Below are 14738 nucleotides of genomic sequence, written 5' to 3' on the forward strand. Positions count from 1 at the left end.
CAAGGTCCAGTTCCGACAAACTGCAATGAAACTGCCGCTCTTGGTACTGGACAAACCCTGTGCTGCTCCTGCATCTAAGGCAAGATTCAGGTGAGGGGACATGAATGAACACCGCTGAGCTGAGCGAAAGGATACTGAACGGAGACCGACGTGCGCTGGCCCGTGCGATTACTTTGGTCGAAAGCGGCCGCGCAGATCACCGTGCGCAAGCGACTGAATTGCTGTCTCATCTGAGTAAAGCCGGCCGGCAATCGTTGCGAGTCGGCCTGTCGGGAACACCGGGTGTTGGCAAATCCACCTTCATCGAAAGCTTTGGTATGATGCTGACAGGGCAGGGGCTGCGTGTCGCAGTTTTAGCCGTTGATCCTAGTTCCGCCCGGTCTGGAGGCTCAATATTGGGCGACAAGACCCGAATGGAACGGCTCAGCCGCGAGAAGAATGCCTTTATCCGACCCTCGCCCAGCCAATCTCATCTAGGTGGCGTCGCTCGCCGCACACGCGAGGCGATAGCCTTGTGTGAAGCGGCAGGTTTTGACGTTGTGCTGATTGAAACCGTCGGTGTTGGGCAGTCCGAAACCGTTGTGTCCGAACTGTCCGATTTGTTTCTTTTGTTGCTTGCGCCAGCCGGTGGAGATGAGCTGCAAGGGGTCAAGCGCGGGATCATGGAAATGGCTGACATGATTTTGGTGAACAAGGCAGATGGTGATTTGAAAGCGACCGCCACACGCACCTGCGCCGACTATGCTGGCGCTCTGCGTCTGCTGCGCAAACGTCCGCAAGACCCGGAAGGGTTTCCAAAAGCGATGACCGTTTCGGCGGTAGAAGAGCACGGTTTGGAAGATGCTTGGGCAGAAATGCAGTCACTGGTTCAATCGCGCCGTGACAGAGGTTTTTGGGAATCCAACCGGGCTGCGCAGGCACAGTATTGGTTTGAGCAAGAAGTTCGATCCGCACTATTGGCGCGGCTTTCAACAGCGCAAGCTCGGGCTGAGATGGAACATCTGGGCGAGAAAGTACGGGCTGGGGGGTTAAGTCCTTCCGCCGCTGCGGAAACCATGCTGTCCACGCTCGTAGCCGGCTAACAAACCGCTCTTGCGCTTGATTTGGGCATCGACCTGAATTGGTGGATTCTCCGAACCGGCATTTGGTGATATGCTGAATAGGCAGCCATGCAGGAGTTGTTCGTGTGCCCAATATCAATGGGACAAATAACGACGACGATATTGACGTCACGGCCGATAACGGAACCCTGAATGGGGCTCCGCAAGGTTCGCCGATCGACAATATTCGGGGTAGAGGTGGCGATGACGACATAAATGTCACTGACAGCACCATCATCGGCAATGTTGTCGGAAATGCCGGAAATGACACCATTACAGTGACGAACAGCACTGTCGGTGGGCGAGTGACCGGCGGCGCAAACTCGGATGTGATCAATATCAGCGGCTCTTCTGTCGGAGCAATCCGGCTGGGTTCCGGCAATGACACGCTGAATTTTGGCAGTACTTCTGTAAGTCAGGATATTCGCGGCGGCGGCGGTACGGATACTCTGAACCTGCCGGTCGGGACGGTTGTCAATGACAACGTCTTTGGGACTTTCACCGTCGAAGACGGGGTGGCTTATTCTGTTTCCAACGGAACGTTTACCCTGCCTTCAGGCGGAACAGTCAATTACTCCGCCTTTGAGAACGGATCGGGCGTCCCTTGTTTTACCCGCGATACGCGCATCTTGTGCGAAACCGGAATGCGGTCAATTCAATCCATTCGTACAGGTGACTTGATCCAAACCGAAGGTTTCGGGATGCAACCAGTTCGCTGGATCGGTCGCCGGAAGTTCGACCGCACCGCGCTTGTCGGTAATGCGCGGCTGTTGCCGGTGCGCATATCGGCTGGTTCACTGGGTCATGGACTGCCGCAGCGCGATCTGTTGGTGTCCCGACAGCACAGGATGCTGGTTCAATCCAGAATCGCGCAGAGGATGTTTGGGACAACCGAAGTGCTGATTCCCGCGATGAAACTGACTGTGATGCCAGGAATCTACGTCGATGAAACAGTGCCGAACGTCGAGTATTTTCATTTGCTCTTCGACCGGCATCAGGTGATTTTCGCCGAGAATGCCCCCACCGAAAGCTTGTTTACCGGCGCTGAAGCGCTGAAATCCCTTGGTTCGGAGGCGCGGCGCGAGATTTTCGAAATTTTTCCTGAACTCGCTGAAAACACTGTTGTACATAGGCCTGCAAGGTTAATTCCACTTGGGCGACAGCAGATTCACCTGTTGGAACGGCACCGAAGAAACAATAAACCTCTGCTGTGGGCTGCAAGCGAATAGGCAAACCGCCAAGGTTTAAAGATTTCACCTGATCCGTCTTGACCCTCCGAGCGATTCCCACTACACGCATCCAACCAGTTTTCGGGCGCGACTTCGGGTTGCGCCCCTTGTGATTTGGCCGAGGGCGTCATGCCCGGCCTCCAGAAACAAAGGAAGAAACCATGTCGCGCCGCTGCGAACTGACCGGAAAAGGCCCGATGACTGGCAACAATGTCAGCCACGCCAAAAACAGAACTCGTCGTCGTTTTCTGCCCAACCTGAACGACGTTACCCTGCAGTCCGAAACTCTGGGCCGTGGCGTTAAGCTGCGCATCTCGGCGGCTGCACTGCGCTCGGTTGACCACCGTGGTGGTCTGGACGCGTTCCTGGCGAAAGCCAAGGACGAAGAGCTGTCCTCCAACGCGCTGAAAGTGAAAAAGGAAATCGCCAAAGCACAAGCTTCGGCATAAGCTTTTTTCCAGCTAAGATTTCGGCCCTGTACCTTTCGGTGTAGGGCCTTTTCTTTTGTCTGCTGTTTCTGTTTCGAGATTAAATTTTCCAGAAGGGTGACATTGTTCACATACGATGATCTCTAGCCGTCTTATGTTTAGTCATATTCATCTGGTGGAGTTGAGTCTCATGTCTTTCAAAACCTCTGATTACTTCTCCCTGTTGGCTGCCTTTTTTGGCAAAACATTTGGGACATGCACGCGGATGCAACGTCAGGTGAACAGGTTGCATACCAGCCTGACGAAAGGGTCTGTCAAACGTCCGGAAATGGACCGCTGACACGCATCTTATGACCTTGGGCTTCAAGCGTTTTCGATTGCGCTTGAAGCCTTCTTTATGTCCGGCCTATACCGGGCTCAGGATGAAACTCGTTCTGAATATAGTTTTGCCACTAGCGCTCTCACTGCTTGTTGTTTTGACGGGGCAGAGTGTGGCCGCATCGCGTGGCATGGACAACGCAGTGGGCCAAATGGTGCTGTGTACCGGTACGGGGCCGGTTGTTGTCTATATGGATGCCGAGGGGCAGCCTACGCAGCCACCGCATTATTGCCCTGAATATGCGCTGACCCTGTTGGGTGCGATTGATGTGCCAGGTCCAGAACTTCCTGAGGCCCCGGAGAAAACGCATCCATCGCCAGCGCGAGTAATGGACAGCCTTATTGCATTGCCGTTGCCGCAAAAGCCGGCGCGCGCGCCGCCGGCCAACGTTTGAACCGGCTACTACACTCTTTCAAAAATTAGACTTAGGAGAGGCGCTATGTCCCTCACATCCAAACTGTTCGCAACTCTGGCTGCAGCTACACTGGCAACGGCTGCGTTTGCCCAAGATACCATCGTTGTTGACGACGCGTATGCGCGCTCGTCTGGTAAGTCCGCAAAGGCGGGTGCTGCGTTCATGATGATCCGGAACACAGGTGAGGCCGACGACCGGCTGGTTTCTGTGGACTCAGATGCTGCGGCTCGGGTTGAATTGCACACGCATCTGATCGACGCCAATGGCGTAGCCAAGATGACAGAAGTCGAAGAAGGCTTCGTTATCCCGGCCGGTGAAATGCACATGCTACAGCGTGGCGGTGACCACGTAATGTTCATGGGTCTGACTGCGCCGTTTGAGCATGGCGCGACCGTGCCCGTGACGCTGGTGTTTGAAAATGCCGGTGAGATCGAAGTTGAGATACCAGTTGACCTTGAGCGTAAGGACCAAGGTGGCCACGGGTCACATTCGAACTGACCAACGCCTTTTTTCGGGCCGCGTTGCGGCCTTCATCCATGCGTCAGGCCGGGCAAAACCCGGCCTGTTTGCGTTCTGGTAATGTCGTTACCGGTTTACGACACGCATCGCCACGCGGTCATGCGCACGTTTGAAGCGGGCGGCCAGAAAAAACATGACCGCTGCAAACGCGAGCGCGGAAAAGGCAATCGCCCAACCCAATGCAACCATGCCACTGCCGGGCCAGAACATCAGTACGAGACCAATGATCAACGCGACGATCCCAGAGTTCCGAACAGTGGGCGCATCCGGGTTTTGATCCGACATTTGTCGCCAGGCCATCAGTGATCCGACGCCGACGATCAATGCCCACGCACCCAGCAAGAAAAACGTCAGACGAGCAACCCCTTCGGGCCAGATCAGCAGAACCAGTCCGATTAGCAGGGCCCCGATGCCAAAGCCGCCAATGAGCCCGCGGCGGCCGAAGCCTAGCAGCGTTAGACCTCCGTCCAGGATCAAAAGCAGGCCGACGAGGCGTAGCAGCAGGGATATGCTGCCCGTTGGCCAGAAAAGAGCTGCAATGCCTAGCAAACCGGCCAGAATGCCCCGTAGCAAGAAGGTCCACCAAAGGTCGGTTAGCTGATTTCCGAGCGCATCACGGTCTTCCAGAATGCCATCTTCGAGGATTTCTCCACGTGGTGTCTCTGGGTCGGTCATCGAAGTCTCCGGAGTTGTTACGCCTTCACTATAAACGAAAAATTAGTTTTGTGCCTGTGAGTTTTCAGACTGTCTCCGCCCGAGTAGCTCGTCTACCCAACGGGGGACGGTCTCCGTCGCCGGGCCAAGGATGACGTCATCAAAACTTGAGGCGCCGGTTGATGGATCAAGGTTCAACTCGACCGTTCTTGCACCGGACATTGAAGCCTCATGCACAAAAGCGGCGGCCGGGTAAACCTGACCGGATGTGCCGATTGAGGCAAAGATAGAAGCACCGGACAAGTGGTCATAAATTGCATCCATTTGATAGGGCATTTCGCCGAACCAAACCACATCTGGCCGAGCGGTAGGGGCCGAGCATGACGGGCACGACTGCCCGACTGACATTTCGGGTGGGGAGGTCCAGCGGTGATCACAAGCGGAACACAGTGCGCCAGCCAAAGTTCCGTGCATGTGAATAACGTTTTCTGCTCCGCCAGCCTCGTGCAGGCTGTCAACGTTTTGCGTAACAATGACAACCTCTCCAGGCCATTCTCGCTGAAGGAGGGCCAAAGCAGTATGAGCGGCATTGGGTTGCGCTTTGGCGGCCTGTACGCGGCGCGCATTGTAAAAGCCGTGCACCAAGCCGGGATCTCGGGCGAAACCTTCGGGGGTTGCAACATCTTCGATCCGGTGTTGTGCCCAAAGCCCGCCTTCGTCGCGGAACGTGCCAAGGCCGCTCTCAGCTGAGATTCCGGCTCCTGTCAGAATGACGATCTTTTCCATTTCCTCTCCACACGTTACACCTTGGCTTATGACCCACCGTATCCTGTTTGTCTGTCTGGGCAATATCTGCCGTTCCCCCGCCGCCGAAGGTGTTTTTCGTGCGCGTGCTCCGCACTGCTCTACAGACAGTGCGGGAACCTCGGGTTGGCACATTGGCGATGCTCCTTACGGTCCAATGCAAAAGGCAGCTCGGGCGCGTGGGATTGAATTGGATGATCTGCGTGCGCGGCAATTTGTGGCCGAGGACTTTGATCGCTTTGATCTGATCATCGGAATGGACGCGAACAACATTGCCGATATCGAAGGGCTACGGCCCGAAGGCAGCGAAACCCCTGTGCGTTTGCTGACCGATTTTGCCCCTCAAACAGGCGCCGACCATGTGCCCGATCCATACTACACCCGGGACTTCGACGGGGCGTTGGATTTGATTGAAGTCGCAGTCGAGGGTTTAGACGCCCACCTTCGCGGCTAGCTCATTACCTTTAGGCGGTCGGCCAACCAGGGCAGTTGCGCCAAGGCAGGGTCAACGATCTGGCTGCGCATCAACCGGCGCATCATTTCTGCCACCTCTAGCGGCACTTGATCGGACCAATCTGCGCGTGTGAACAAAGAGATCGTGCGAGAGAATTCGCCGAATGGGGCAGGGTGCGCATCCAAGCTGTCGTGGAACCGAGCTGCCCGCATGAAACCCAGAGGCGTTGTCACAGCCCAGCCCAGTCCGCGCGCGACCATAGCCATCAACGCAAGATGTGAGCCGATTTCAAACCGCTCTTCGAATTCTAGCTGGTGACGCGCCAAATGGCTTTCGATCTGGCGGCTGATCAACTGTTCCCGCGCATAGCGCAGGAACGGAAGGTCTTGCGTCGCATTGTCGGCCCCTTTTGGTGTCACCAGAATAAAGGGGTCCTGTACCAGCGGGTATTCGACAACACCTTCGAGCACCTCGCCACTATGGGCGGAAACGGCCAGATGTAGGCGCTGAGCCTCTAGTTCGGCGAACAAGTCCAGACTGGGCAGGGTGATCAGTTTGAATTTTGACCGGGTCAGGCTGTCGGCCAGCAGGGTCGCAAGTCGTGGTGTCAGGTCATTGTCGAAATCATCGATGAGTCCGATCGAGAGCGTCGCCAAGTGCCCAAGGTCCATCACGGTGAGTTCGCTTTGGGCCATTTGTAATTCGGCCAAAATCGCCTCGGTGCGTGTCAGAAAGCTACGACCTGCCTGCGTCAGTCGCATTGGGCGCCGCCCATGATCTACAAGCTCGGTTCCCAAGGCGTTTTCCAGATTGCGCAATTGCTGAGATACAGATGGCTGACTGAGGCCAGTGATCTCGGCCGCCTGAGCGACCGAACCCGTTCGCGCCAACGCCTCGAAAACTTCGAGTCCGCGCAGGGTTAACCCTTTCATAACCATGCAATACACCTTTCGCTGCGCCTTTTCTGGGGCGCAGCGCAGTTCACGTCAAGGATTGAGCTTGCGTCAGCTACAAATCGCCTGAGCCATCTGGCCAAAGTTCCGATATCTGTCCCAAAGTGCATCATCACGTGCGGATTGGGACATCTTCAGTTCTTGCGCCTGATGGGGGTCGGTGAACCACTTGGCCACTGTTTTCTGGTCACTGCGGGTCAGCGCCTGGTTCGCTACACGTTGAATACAGGTGCATCGGTCGCGAGTTGCTGCTGCCCGGTCAGATGCCAGGCACGCCCGTTTGATCTGTGCCGCGTCAACACCCTGAGGCACCACCGCCGTCAAGGACGCTGCGCAAAGCGCTATTAAGAGGAACTGTTTCATGCTCGAGCCTCGTTTTTTGCCTGCCCGGAGAGATCTTCGCCTCTCTCAGTCTGCGCAGGAGTATGAATCAAATGGTTTTGCGGATCAATGGACAACATTCTTCGCAGTAGGAAACTGGCTTCACGCCGCTTTAGGACGAGCCGGGCTGTTTGTGTTGCCTGCGTGATTTGACTGGATGCTTCGGGGAAAAACAGACTGTCCGGATCTGATACACACCTATGGGGCGTTGCGAAAAGGCTTTCTGATGCGGCGCCGTTGGCATGGACGATACTGTGTCGTTCCAAAAGAAAGTGGTGGTACTGAACAGATTTTTCTTCGGACATTTGAGCGATGCCGACATCGACGAGGCTGATCGCAGGTACAAAAACTTCGGGCGTGCCGTACAACAGCTCGGCCAGCGGATGGGCAATCAACAACCGGTGCTGCTGCGACACCCTGAGCGGAGAGAAATTTGACAGAACGCCCGCGGGAACGTCGACCATCCTGAAACGCCCAGAGGCGATCACGGGTTGCTTGCCTGTCCAAAGGACTGGAAGCAAGCCGTTGTCCCATGTTCGAACTTGGTCGCCGGGGCGCAACGATTTGATGGAAACATGCCCCTTGTCTGTTTCGATGAGCGTTTCGCCGCTATAGCAAATCGGCGTCACATAATCATCCGCAGCGAAACTCGGACCTTCCTGCGTACTGACCACGGTCAACGGAACGCCTGCTGGCGGAAATTGGCCTGGCCCGCCGATAAAGGCAATTCCTTCGACGGTTCCGAATGCAGGGGACGAATTATTCACGTTGAACGCAACGGCCTGCCATGTGTTCGTGCCGTCAGTCAGAGTGATGCCGTACTCAGCTTCGACCCGAGTGCCGCTCGTGAACAGTGTCCCGTCGATGGTTTGATCGCCATCCAGCCGCTGATTGCCGTCATTGTCAGAAAAATCGGTGTCACTACCCGCATCAGTTATGAAAACTTCGGTGGCCGCGCGGGAATCTATCGTAATGGTTTCACCGATCAGATGGATTCCAGTGCCCTGATTTATGCCGTCTAACCCCTGTGCCACAGAGATCGACAACTGGCTTTCGCCTAAAACAAAGATGGAATAGTCGGCCAACGTTTACACTGCTTTCTAAGTTATGATTGGGCCTATCTGCATCAGCACTCTAGCCAATCGCAAATTTTGGGTAAATGCCCACGCACATAAACACGCCTTCAGGGCCTTTAAAGCAACGCTTCAACGCTTGACGAGGCCACAAACTACCGACATATCCCACTTCATGACAGACCTCGCTCATATCCGCAATTTCTCCATCGTCGCGCATATCGACCATGGCAAATCCACCCTTGCTGACCGGCTCATCCAAGAGACCGGGACGGTCAAGGATCGCGACATGAAGGAACAGCTGCTCGACAGCATGGATATCGAGCGCGAACGCGGTATCACCATCAAGGCCAACACGGTTCGCATCGACTATACCGCCGACAATGGCGAGCAATATGTGCTGAACCTGATCGACACCCCCGGCCACGTGGACTTTGCCTATGAGGTCAGCCGGTCCATGCGCGCGGTCGAGGGCTCGCTGCTGGTCGTCGACTCCACCCAGGGGGTCGAGGCGCAGACGCTGGCGAACGTGTACCAAGCCATCGACGCCGATCATGAGATCGTGCCGGTGCTGAACAAGATCGACCTGCCAGCCTCCGATTGTGACCGCGTGGCGGAACAGATCGAGGATGTGATCGGCATCGATGCGACCGATGCGATTCAGGTCAGCGCCAAGACGGGGCAGGGCATCCACGAAACGCTTGAGGCCATCGTGCAGCAACTGCCCGCACCGCAGGGTAATCTGGATGCGCCGCTCAAGGCGATGCTGGTGGATTCCTGGTACGACGCCTATCTCGGCGTCATCGTTCTGGTCCGCATCATGGACGGCACGCTGAAAAAGGGCATGCGGGTCAAGTTCATGTCGAACGGCACCCTGCACCATGTCGACCGCGTTGGCGTTTTCCGCCCCGAGATGGAGATGGTCGACAGCCTCGGCCCTGGTGAGATTGGCTTCCTGACCGCTTCGATCAAACAGGTCCGCGACACGCGCGTCGGCGACACCATCACCAATGACCGCAACGGCACCGAAGACGCGCTGGACGGGTTCAAACCCGCGCAGCCGGTGGTGTTCTGTGGTCTCTTCCCGGTGGACTCGGCCGAATTCGAAGACCTGCGCGATGCAATCGACAAACTGGCGTTGAATGACGCCAGCTTCAGCTTTGAAATGGAAACCTCGGCAGCACTTGGCTTTGGCTTCCGCTGCGGCTTCCTAGGCCTGCTGCACCTCGAGGTCATCCGCGACCGCATCGAACGCGAATACGATATCGAGCTCATCACGACGGCCCCGTCGGTGATCTATCACGTCTACATGAAAGACGGCGAGATGATCGAGCTGCACAACCCCGCCGACATGCCCGACCCGTCGAAGGTCGACCATATCGAGGAACCGCGCATCAAGGCGACCATTCTGGTGCCCGACGAATACCTGGGCGACGTACTGAAACTGTGTCAGGATCGCCGCGGTATCCAGCTGGACCTGACCTATGCGGGCAGCCGCGCCATGGTCGTTTATGACCTGCCTCTGAACGAGGTCGTCTTCGACTTCTACGACCGCTTGAAATCGGTGACCAAAGGCTATGCCAGCTTCGACTACCAGATGACCGGCTATACCGAGGACAATCTGGTCAAGATGTCGGTGCTGGTGAATGACGAACCCGTCGACGCGCTGTCAACCATGGTTCACCGCGACCGGGCCGAGATGCGGGGCCGGGCGATGTGCGAAAAGCTCAAAGACCTGATCCCGCGCCACATGTTTAAAATCCCGATCCAGGCCGCCATTGGAGGCAAGGTCATCGCGCGAGAAACCCTCTCGGCCCTGCGTAAGGACGTGACCGCGAAATGTTACGGCGGCGACGCCACGCGTAAACGCAAGCTGCTGGAGAAGCAGAAGGCGGGTAAGAAGAAGATGCGTCAGTTCGGGAAAGTCGACATCCCGCAGGAGGCGTTTATCTCGGCACTCAAAATGGACAGCTAAGGCTGTCCGTTTTTTTTCTTCTCACTTGACCGAGGCTACGCGGTCTCTGGATCAGCGTTTGATTGTCCCAGATCGGCAAGTTCACTCCAAACCGTCTCGGGGATAGTCCAATCTGCCCATTCGAGCGCTTGCTCCACGTGTTGTGGCCAGGTCACGCCGCAGACCGTCGAGGCAACGTTAGCGTCCCGCATTGAGAATTGCAGCGCCAGCGCTCCCATAGGTACGTCATGGCGAGCACATATCTCTTCGACCGCGCGCACAGGGGCAAGCATCTCTTCTGTAGCTGGTCGGTAGACGTAAAAGCGGTGAATAGCGCTGCCTCTGGCGAGAATGCCGCCCGCGTAAGGCGCTGCATTTAACACCGTAACGCCCTTCGAGTTGGCCAATTCGATCAAGGGCGCCGCGTTCATGTTTACAAGCGTGTGCCGGTTGTGCGTCATCACAACGTCGAAATCCCGATCGCGCAACATCGGCATCAACACCTCCAACCGCCCGCCAGCCAGACCGACGGCAGTTGCAAGGCCTTCCTCCTTTATCTTGAATAATTCGTCCAGCGCTCCACCAGTGCGGGTAATGTCTGTCACGTTATCAGCGTATTCTGGATCATGCAGGTGAAGGATGTCGACACGGTCTACGCCGAGCGCTTCAAGGCTCTGTTCGAAGGAACGCCGCGCTTGGGCAGCGCCGAACACGTTTGTCTCCATATCGCGGTCGATTTTTGTGGAAAGCACGCAACCTTGCGGCAGACCACCGAGTTCACGGATGACGCCTCCAATACGCTCCTCACTACGGCCCATGGCATATCCGCGAGCGGTGTCCAAAAATGCGTCAGGACGGGCCAGTATCGAATGCAAGGTTTCTCGCGCCCTGTCCTCGTCAACTTCGTAACCGTAAATCTGGGGAATGCTGCCTATGCCAGTTGACCCAAAACCAATCCGCGGGATTTGCACTCCGGTTTGGCCGATCTCATGTAGTTTTGTCATTGCCCCCTCCCAAAGACGAATGTGAATACATGAATAATAGGCAAGCCGCAGTTTCACCGCAAATTTGGGGGGTGAGGAACCACAAGAAGAGAACCGAATGAGAGATTGGGAACTGTGACTAACCTCACAGCCCCGTGTCCTTTGGGCTGCTAAAGTTGACGTGGCGGTAACCTCAGTGGGAGGCCCTTATGTCCACATCTCTCGTCCCCCTTATCGCTTTCGGATCGGCAGGTCTTTATTCCATTGCCATGATCGCGATGAAGTTCTGGTGGAAAATCCCCGGTATCGGCCTCAGCATACTGATTGTTGCGACCCTGTTGGCTGCCGCAACGCTAGAACTCGCCGCCTTGCGCGAAGAGCGGTTGGGTATCATTTATATCGGCATACTTGGTGCCGAGGTCACCCTGATCGCTATCGCGTCATACTTTCTGTTTGGCGAGGATTTCTCGTACCGCGAAATTGTAGGGATTGCTCTTGTCTTGGTCGGAGCGGCATTGGCATGGGCCTGACCGCAACGTCCGGTTAGGGTTGGTGTCTGTCTATCGAAGAGTTCTGGCAACTGCCCTCTTTTCAACGGTTCATTGGCCTCCGTTGCGTCTGAGAAAATTTTGCATTCTGACGCAGATCAAAGCCGCCTTTTGACCTCGGTTTTAGGTTCCGCGAAAGAGACTGAAAAACACGAGGCCCCTATGTCGCCCCTGACGCTGATCCTTCATATTTTCCTTGGTTCCACCCTTGCCGGGTCCGTTGTGATTGCGGTTTTGGTTATGGGTTACGCATCGTGGACGGCCATGCTGATCGCTGCGGTTGTCGGCTTTGTGGCAACGTTCCCGGTGTCGTTCATGGTGGCGCGCAAACTCGGCGGTTAAAGACTGAAGATCGTCGGTTGAGAAATTAGAACTGAGCGGCCGACTTAGGCGCTCAGATCAGAATATGTTATTGTGATCGCGGGGGACCGCGTTCAGGCGGCCTTATTCTTCAGATGCTTGCAACGCCTGACCCTCAGAAATGAGAGGTTATTATGCACATGTTCTTAATTAAGACCGCAGCCACAGTCCTGACTATCGGTTTATCCGCAAGTCTAGCCAGCGCCGAAACCCAGGACGCCGCAGGTAAAGGGATGGGAACAGAAGCGAACCAGGTCTTTGGTATCGCAGACGGCCAGGCAGTGGTGAAATCTCAAACCAATTATGAAAGCTTCGAGGTTGCCGCCGGGCACCCCTTGGAGGGGGCTTCGGGCATGTGTTTTGGTTCCATCTTGGTAAACGGTGCCGAGGTGGCTGGCACCGGGAATTGCGTGTTTGATACAGCCTCCGGCGACAAGGCGGTGATGTCTTGGGTGGCGACGGGCCGGGGTGCGGACGGTGCTCTTACAGGAGATTGGACGGTGTCGGGCGGCTCGGGAAACTGGGCTAGTGCCTCTGGTGGCGGAACATTTTCGTCTCTGACCGACCCTGACACGAAGAAATTCGTTAACACGATCACCGGCAGTATCACGGTCGAATAATCAATTTTCACAACGAGTTACCTTGGGGGCGTGTGCTTGCATACGCCCCTGATCGAGAAATGTGCCTGAGGGTTCCATGAACCAAACATGAAGTTTCCCTTAGGTAAGTTGTAACTGGCTCCCTCCCTCCCAATCTGTTCAGCAGGCCAGCGACGGCCCCAGTTTTGGAGGAGAGAGCCAATGACCAGATATATGACTGCCGGAGCAGCCGCTCTGGCCGCGACCCTCACACTTGGAACAGCTGCACTGGCGGATGCGCCGGACTTACGAGGCACATGGCTGGGGTCTTACACGACGGTTTCGCCATCACATTTCCAGCGTGGTGAGGAGCCGCGGTTTAATCAGGCCGAATGGATGCTGGATATCCAAATTCAGGAAGAAAACGTCTTTTGGGGCCCCAGCAAATGGCGCCGCGATGGCGACACTGAGTGGAATGTGAACGAGGCCACAGGAACGATCAGCTTAGATGGTTCGGGGAGCATCGGGATCATTGAAACATCGCCAATGGTAATCGGCGCGAACGCGTTAATCGATGCCCGGTATGAAGACGGAAGGATCTATGCGGATTTTCGTAGCCTGCGTAACGGAACGACCTACAGCACTGTTCTGGAACGTCAGGTGAACTGAAGCGCCTCTGGCCCGATCGGTTTGTAGGGGGTACTAGCTGCGGTTGTTTGCAGTGCGTAGTAGGTAATACCGATTGGGTCGGAGCGCTTCTCAAAAATGTCTCCACAGGGGGGAGATGGGTCGGGAGAGGATCTCACTGCTGGCGACAGGGTCCAGGCAGCTTTGCGCTGGACCCCGCGGCCCTTCAGCGCGTTCGCGCGGTGAGGCAAGAAATGTCCGACCAGTTATGGCGTCAGGATTGTGCGGGCAGGTGCGCTCTAAGCCCGTGTCTGCGCACCTGACGTCATTTCGTTTTTGAAGAACAAGTTTCAATCGGGTGCCTGAAATTGACCTGCTGAAACGAAACAGGGCTCTTGCGAAAGCACAAGAGCCCCAAAAACAGTCTAGCCTCACAACACGACGCCCGTGATCAAAGTTTGGTTGGGCATTCGAGTTGGAATTGCGATCGGTGTCAGAGTTTTTGCTGAACGTCCGATGCGGCATCCTGAATGGCGTCGCCAGCTTTTTCGATATCTTTGCCAGCACCCTTAGCTGTTTCACAAGCGGTTAGGGTAAACAGGGCCAGTCCAATCAGAATTGCGCGGATCATCGGTGTCTCCATTAGTGTAAGTCCCTTGCTGCGTAGCACTTTCCAGAACGGGGAACCAGCGTTTTGAGGCGCGGAAAATCCCTGCGAAAGATCAATGTGCAAGGGATCACACGTACAAAACTGTTTAACTCCACAATCGCGGTTCTCAGCCCGTTCAGTAAGTTGGCCAGTATGCTTGAGTCGAGGTTGTCTTATCGGGGTAAGACGACCCGTAGCACGGCTATCAAAGCCGTAACTGCGGGCCGAAAACAGATCAGAAGGGTTGGGTGTCAGCCTTTGTCACCTGCGCAGAACAACTCGTATACAACTTCGAGCATGCGGCGTGGCCGGTCATCCGCGAGGCGATAGTAAATCGCTTTGCCTTCGCGGCGCGGCGTTACCAAACCTTCGAGGCGCAAGCGCGACAATTGCTGTGATACGGCTGCTTGACGGGCAGACAGCAACTCTTCGAGTTCCGTCACAGATTTTTCTCCGGACACCAGGTGGCACAAGATCATTAACCTGCCCTCGTGACTTATCGCCTTCAAAAAGTTCGAAGCGCGCGTGGCGTTTTCAACCATTTTGTCGAAGTCTTCGGAAGACATATCTTGCGAAAGCAGGGGCAGGGCCATCAGTGTTGTCCTTATAGACCCGATATCGGGTACGATTTTATCTTTTATCAGGTTCGC

Annotated in this window: 19 protein-coding genes; 11 read left to right on the plus strand and 8 right to left on the minus strand. The window is 55.8% G+C overall.

Annotated features, from left to right (window positions below; all coding sequences use genetic code 11):
- The first annotated feature begins 104 nt into the window (after positions 1-104).
- The 5 genes from meaB (at position 105) to ACR0EO_RS13845 (ending at position 4049) form a co-directional block, all read left to right on the plus strand.
- Positions 105-1082 (plus strand): methylmalonyl Co-A mutase-associated GTPase MeaB, encoded by a 978-nt coding sequence (gene meaB / locus ACR0EO_RS13825; RefSeq protein WP_480690850.1) that lies wholly within the window; start codon positions 105-107, stop codon positions 1080-1082.
- Positions 1083-1186: 104 nt separating this feature from the next.
- Entirely contained in the window at positions 1187-2329 is a 1143-nt protein-coding gene (locus ACR0EO_RS13830) for a Hint domain-containing protein (RefSeq protein WP_480690852.1), read from the plus strand.
- A gap of 161 nt (positions 2330-2490) precedes the next feature.
- Positions 2491-2778 (plus strand): 50S ribosomal protein L28, encoded by a 288-nt coding sequence (rpmB, locus tag ACR0EO_RS13835; RefSeq protein ID WP_480690854.1) that lies wholly within the window; start codon positions 2491-2493, stop codon positions 2776-2778.
- A gap of 401 nt (positions 2779-3179) precedes the next feature.
- The gene (locus tag ACR0EO_RS13840; RefSeq protein ID WP_480690856.1) at positions 3180-3530 is read left to right on the plus strand and encodes a hypothetical protein; all 351 of its coding nucleotides are present in this window, start codon (positions 3180-3182) and stop codon (positions 3528-3530) included.
- A 45-nt stretch (positions 3531-3575) separates the two neighbouring features.
- Positions 3576-4049: a copper chaperone PCu(A)C gene (locus ACR0EO_RS13845; protein ID WP_480690858.1), complete on the plus strand. Its 474-nt coding sequence runs from the start codon at positions 3576-3578 to the stop codon at positions 4047-4049.
- Positions 4050-4136: 87 nt separating this feature from the next.
- Here ACR0EO_RS13845 and ACR0EO_RS13850 read toward each other — a convergent pair whose 3' ends face one another.
- Both ACR0EO_RS13850 and ACR0EO_RS13855 read right to left on the minus strand, forming a co-directional pair.
- The gene (locus ACR0EO_RS13850) at positions 4137-4745 is read right to left on the minus strand and encodes an HdeD family acid-resistance protein (protein WP_480690860.1); all 609 of its coding nucleotides are present in this window, start codon (positions 4743-4745) and stop codon (positions 4137-4139) included.
- Between the two features lie 42 nt (positions 4746-4787).
- Positions 4788-5510, minus strand: coding sequence for an NAD-dependent deacylase (locus ACR0EO_RS13855; RefSeq protein ID WP_480690862.1), 723 nt, complete (start codon positions 5508-5510; stop codon positions 4788-4790).
- Between the two features lie 28 nt (positions 5511-5538).
- On the opposite strand from ACR0EO_RS13855, the gene ACR0EO_RS13860 reads away from it, so the two are divergent.
- The gene (locus ACR0EO_RS13860) at positions 5539-5982 is read left to right on the plus strand and encodes a low molecular weight protein-tyrosine-phosphatase (RefSeq protein WP_480691027.1); all 444 of its coding nucleotides are present in this window, start codon (positions 5539-5541) and stop codon (positions 5980-5982) included.
- Here the strand turns inward: ACR0EO_RS13860 and ACR0EO_RS13865 are convergent.
- The 3 genes from ACR0EO_RS13865 to ACR0EO_RS13875 all read right to left on the minus strand — a co-directional run bounded on the left by ACR0EO_RS13865 (position 5979) and on the right by ACR0EO_RS13875 (position 8401).
- Positions 5979-6920, minus strand: coding sequence for a LysR family transcriptional regulator (locus ACR0EO_RS13865; RefSeq protein ID WP_480690863.1), 942 nt, complete (start codon positions 6918-6920; stop codon positions 5979-5981). The genes ACR0EO_RS13860 and ACR0EO_RS13865 overlap by 4 nt on opposite strands.
- Before the next feature lie 66 nt (positions 6921-6986).
- Complete coding sequence (locus tag ACR0EO_RS13870; protein ID WP_480690864.1) at positions 6987-7298, minus strand: hypothetical protein; 312 nt, start codon at positions 7296-7298, stop codon at positions 6987-6989.
- Positions 7295-8401: a Hint domain-containing protein gene (locus tag ACR0EO_RS13875; RefSeq protein ID WP_480690866.1), complete on the minus strand. Its 1107-nt coding sequence runs from the start codon at positions 8399-8401 to the stop codon at positions 7295-7297. The genes ACR0EO_RS13870 and ACR0EO_RS13875 overlap by 4 nt, the downstream gene beginning before the upstream one ends.
- 163 nt (positions 8402-8564) lie before the next feature.
- Here ACR0EO_RS13875 and lepA point away from each other — a divergent pair, with 163 nt between their 5' ends.
- A complete protein-coding gene (lepA, locus tag ACR0EO_RS13880; RefSeq protein ID WP_480690868.1) occupies positions 8565-10364 on the plus strand; it encodes a translation elongation factor 4 in 1800 nt (599 codons plus the stop codon).
- Between the two features lie 35 nt (positions 10365-10399).
- On the opposite strand, the gene ACR0EO_RS13885 is transcribed toward lepA, so the two are convergent.
- A complete protein-coding gene (locus ACR0EO_RS13885) occupies positions 10400-11347 on the minus strand; it encodes an aldo/keto reductase (protein WP_480690870.1) in 948 nt (315 codons plus the stop codon).
- Between the two features lie 188 nt (positions 11348-11535).
- Between ACR0EO_RS13885 and ACR0EO_RS13890 the strand changes: the two genes are divergently transcribed.
- From ACR0EO_RS13890 to ACR0EO_RS13905, 4 genes are all read left to right on the plus strand, one after another.
- Positions 11536-11856, plus strand: coding sequence for a hypothetical protein (locus ACR0EO_RS13890; RefSeq protein ID WP_480690872.1), 321 nt, complete (start codon positions 11536-11538; stop codon positions 11854-11856).
- Between the two features lie 180 nt (positions 11857-12036).
- A complete protein-coding gene (locus ACR0EO_RS13895) occupies positions 12037-12216 on the plus strand; it encodes a CTP synthetase (protein ID WP_480690874.1) in 180 nt (59 codons plus the stop codon).
- Positions 12217-12374: 158 nt separating this feature from the next.
- The gene (locus ACR0EO_RS13900) at positions 12375-12854 is read left to right on the plus strand and encodes a hypothetical protein (RefSeq protein ID WP_480690876.1); all 480 of its coding nucleotides are present in this window, start codon (positions 12375-12377) and stop codon (positions 12852-12854) included.
- A 180-nt stretch (positions 12855-13034) separates the two neighbouring features.
- On the plus strand, positions 13035-13481 hold the full coding sequence (locus ACR0EO_RS13905; protein WP_480690878.1) for a hypothetical protein: 447 nt from the start codon (positions 13035-13037) through the stop codon (positions 13479-13481).
- A 451-nt stretch (positions 13482-13932) separates the two neighbouring features.
- Here the strand turns inward: ACR0EO_RS13905 and ACR0EO_RS13910 are convergent, their stop codons facing one another.
- Both ACR0EO_RS13910 and ACR0EO_RS13915 read right to left on the minus strand, forming a co-directional pair.
- Entirely contained in the window at positions 13933-14070 is a 138-nt protein-coding gene (locus ACR0EO_RS13910) for an entericidin A/B family lipoprotein (protein WP_480690880.1), read from the minus strand.
- 269 nt (positions 14071-14339) lie between these two features.
- Positions 14340-14681: an ArsR/SmtB family transcription factor gene (locus ACR0EO_RS13915; protein WP_480690882.1), complete on the minus strand. Its 342-nt coding sequence runs from the start codon at positions 14679-14681 to the stop codon at positions 14340-14342.
- Positions 14682-14738 lie beyond the last annotated feature (57 nt).

The sequence above is a fragment of the Ruegeria sp. BE9 genome, assembly GCF_056538765.1.

Excerpts from the sequence above, each read along its gene's own strand:
- rpmB (WP_480690854.1), top strand. The coding sequence starts at position 2,491 with ATGTCGCGCCGCTGCGAACTGACCGGAAAAGGCCCGATGACTGGCAAC.
- ACR0EO_RS13840 (WP_480690856.1), top strand. The coding sequence starts at position 3,180 with ATGAAACTCGTTCTGAATATAGTTTTGCCACTAGCGCTCTCACTGCTT.
- ACR0EO_RS13900 (WP_480690876.1), top strand. The coding sequence starts at position 12,375 with ATGTTCTTAATTAAGACCGCAGCCACAGTCCTGACTATCGGTTTATCC.
- ACR0EO_RS13895 (WP_480690874.1), top strand. The coding sequence starts at position 12,037 with ATGTCGCCCCTGACGCTGATCCTTCATATTTTCCTTGGTTCCACCCTT.
- ACR0EO_RS13845 (WP_480690858.1), top strand. The coding sequence starts at position 3,576 with ATGTCCCTCACATCCAAACTGTTCGCAACTCTGGCTGCAGCTACACTG.
- ACR0EO_RS13890 (WP_480690872.1), top strand. The coding sequence starts at position 11,536 with ATGTCCACATCTCTCGTCCCCCTTATCGCTTTCGGATCGGCAGGTCTT.
- ACR0EO_RS13850 (WP_480690860.1), bottom strand. The coding sequence starts at position 4,745 with ATGACCGACCCAGAGACACCACGTGGAGAAATCCTCGAAGATGGCATT.
- lepA (WP_480690868.1), top strand. The coding sequence starts at position 8,565 with ATGACAGACCTCGCTCATATCCGCAATTTCTCCATCGTCGCGCATATC.
- ACR0EO_RS13870 (WP_480690864.1), bottom strand. The coding sequence starts at position 7,298 with ATGAAACAGTTCCTCTTAATAGCGCTTTGCGCAGCGTCCTTGACGGCG.
- ACR0EO_RS13915 (WP_480690882.1), bottom strand. The coding sequence starts at position 14,681 with ATGGCCCTGCCCCTGCTTTCGCAAGATATGTCTTCCGAAGACTTCGAC.
- ACR0EO_RS13855 (WP_480690862.1), bottom strand. The coding sequence starts at position 5,510 with ATGGAAAAGATCGTCATTCTGACAGGAGCCGGAATCTCAGCTGAGAGC.
- ACR0EO_RS13865 (WP_480690863.1), bottom strand. The coding sequence starts at position 6,920 with ATGGTTATGAAAGGGTTAACCCTGCGCGGACTCGAAGTTTTCGAGGCG.
- ACR0EO_RS13860 (WP_480691027.1), top strand. The coding sequence starts at position 5,539 with ATGACCCACCGTATCCTGTTTGTCTGTCTGGGCAATATCTGCCGTTCC.
- ACR0EO_RS13885 (WP_480690870.1), bottom strand. The coding sequence starts at position 11,347 with ATGACAAAACTACATGAGATCGGCCAAACCGGAGTGCAAATCCCGCGG.
- ACR0EO_RS13910 (WP_480690880.1), bottom strand. The coding sequence starts at position 14,070 with ATGATCCGCGCAATTCTGATTGGACTGGCCCTGTTTACCCTAACCGCT.
- meaB (WP_480690850.1), top strand. The coding sequence starts at position 105 with ATGAACACCGCTGAGCTGAGCGAAAGGATACTGAACGGAGACCGACGT.
- ACR0EO_RS13905 (WP_480690878.1), top strand. The coding sequence starts at position 13,035 with ATGACCAGATATATGACTGCCGGAGCAGCCGCTCTGGCCGCGACCCTC.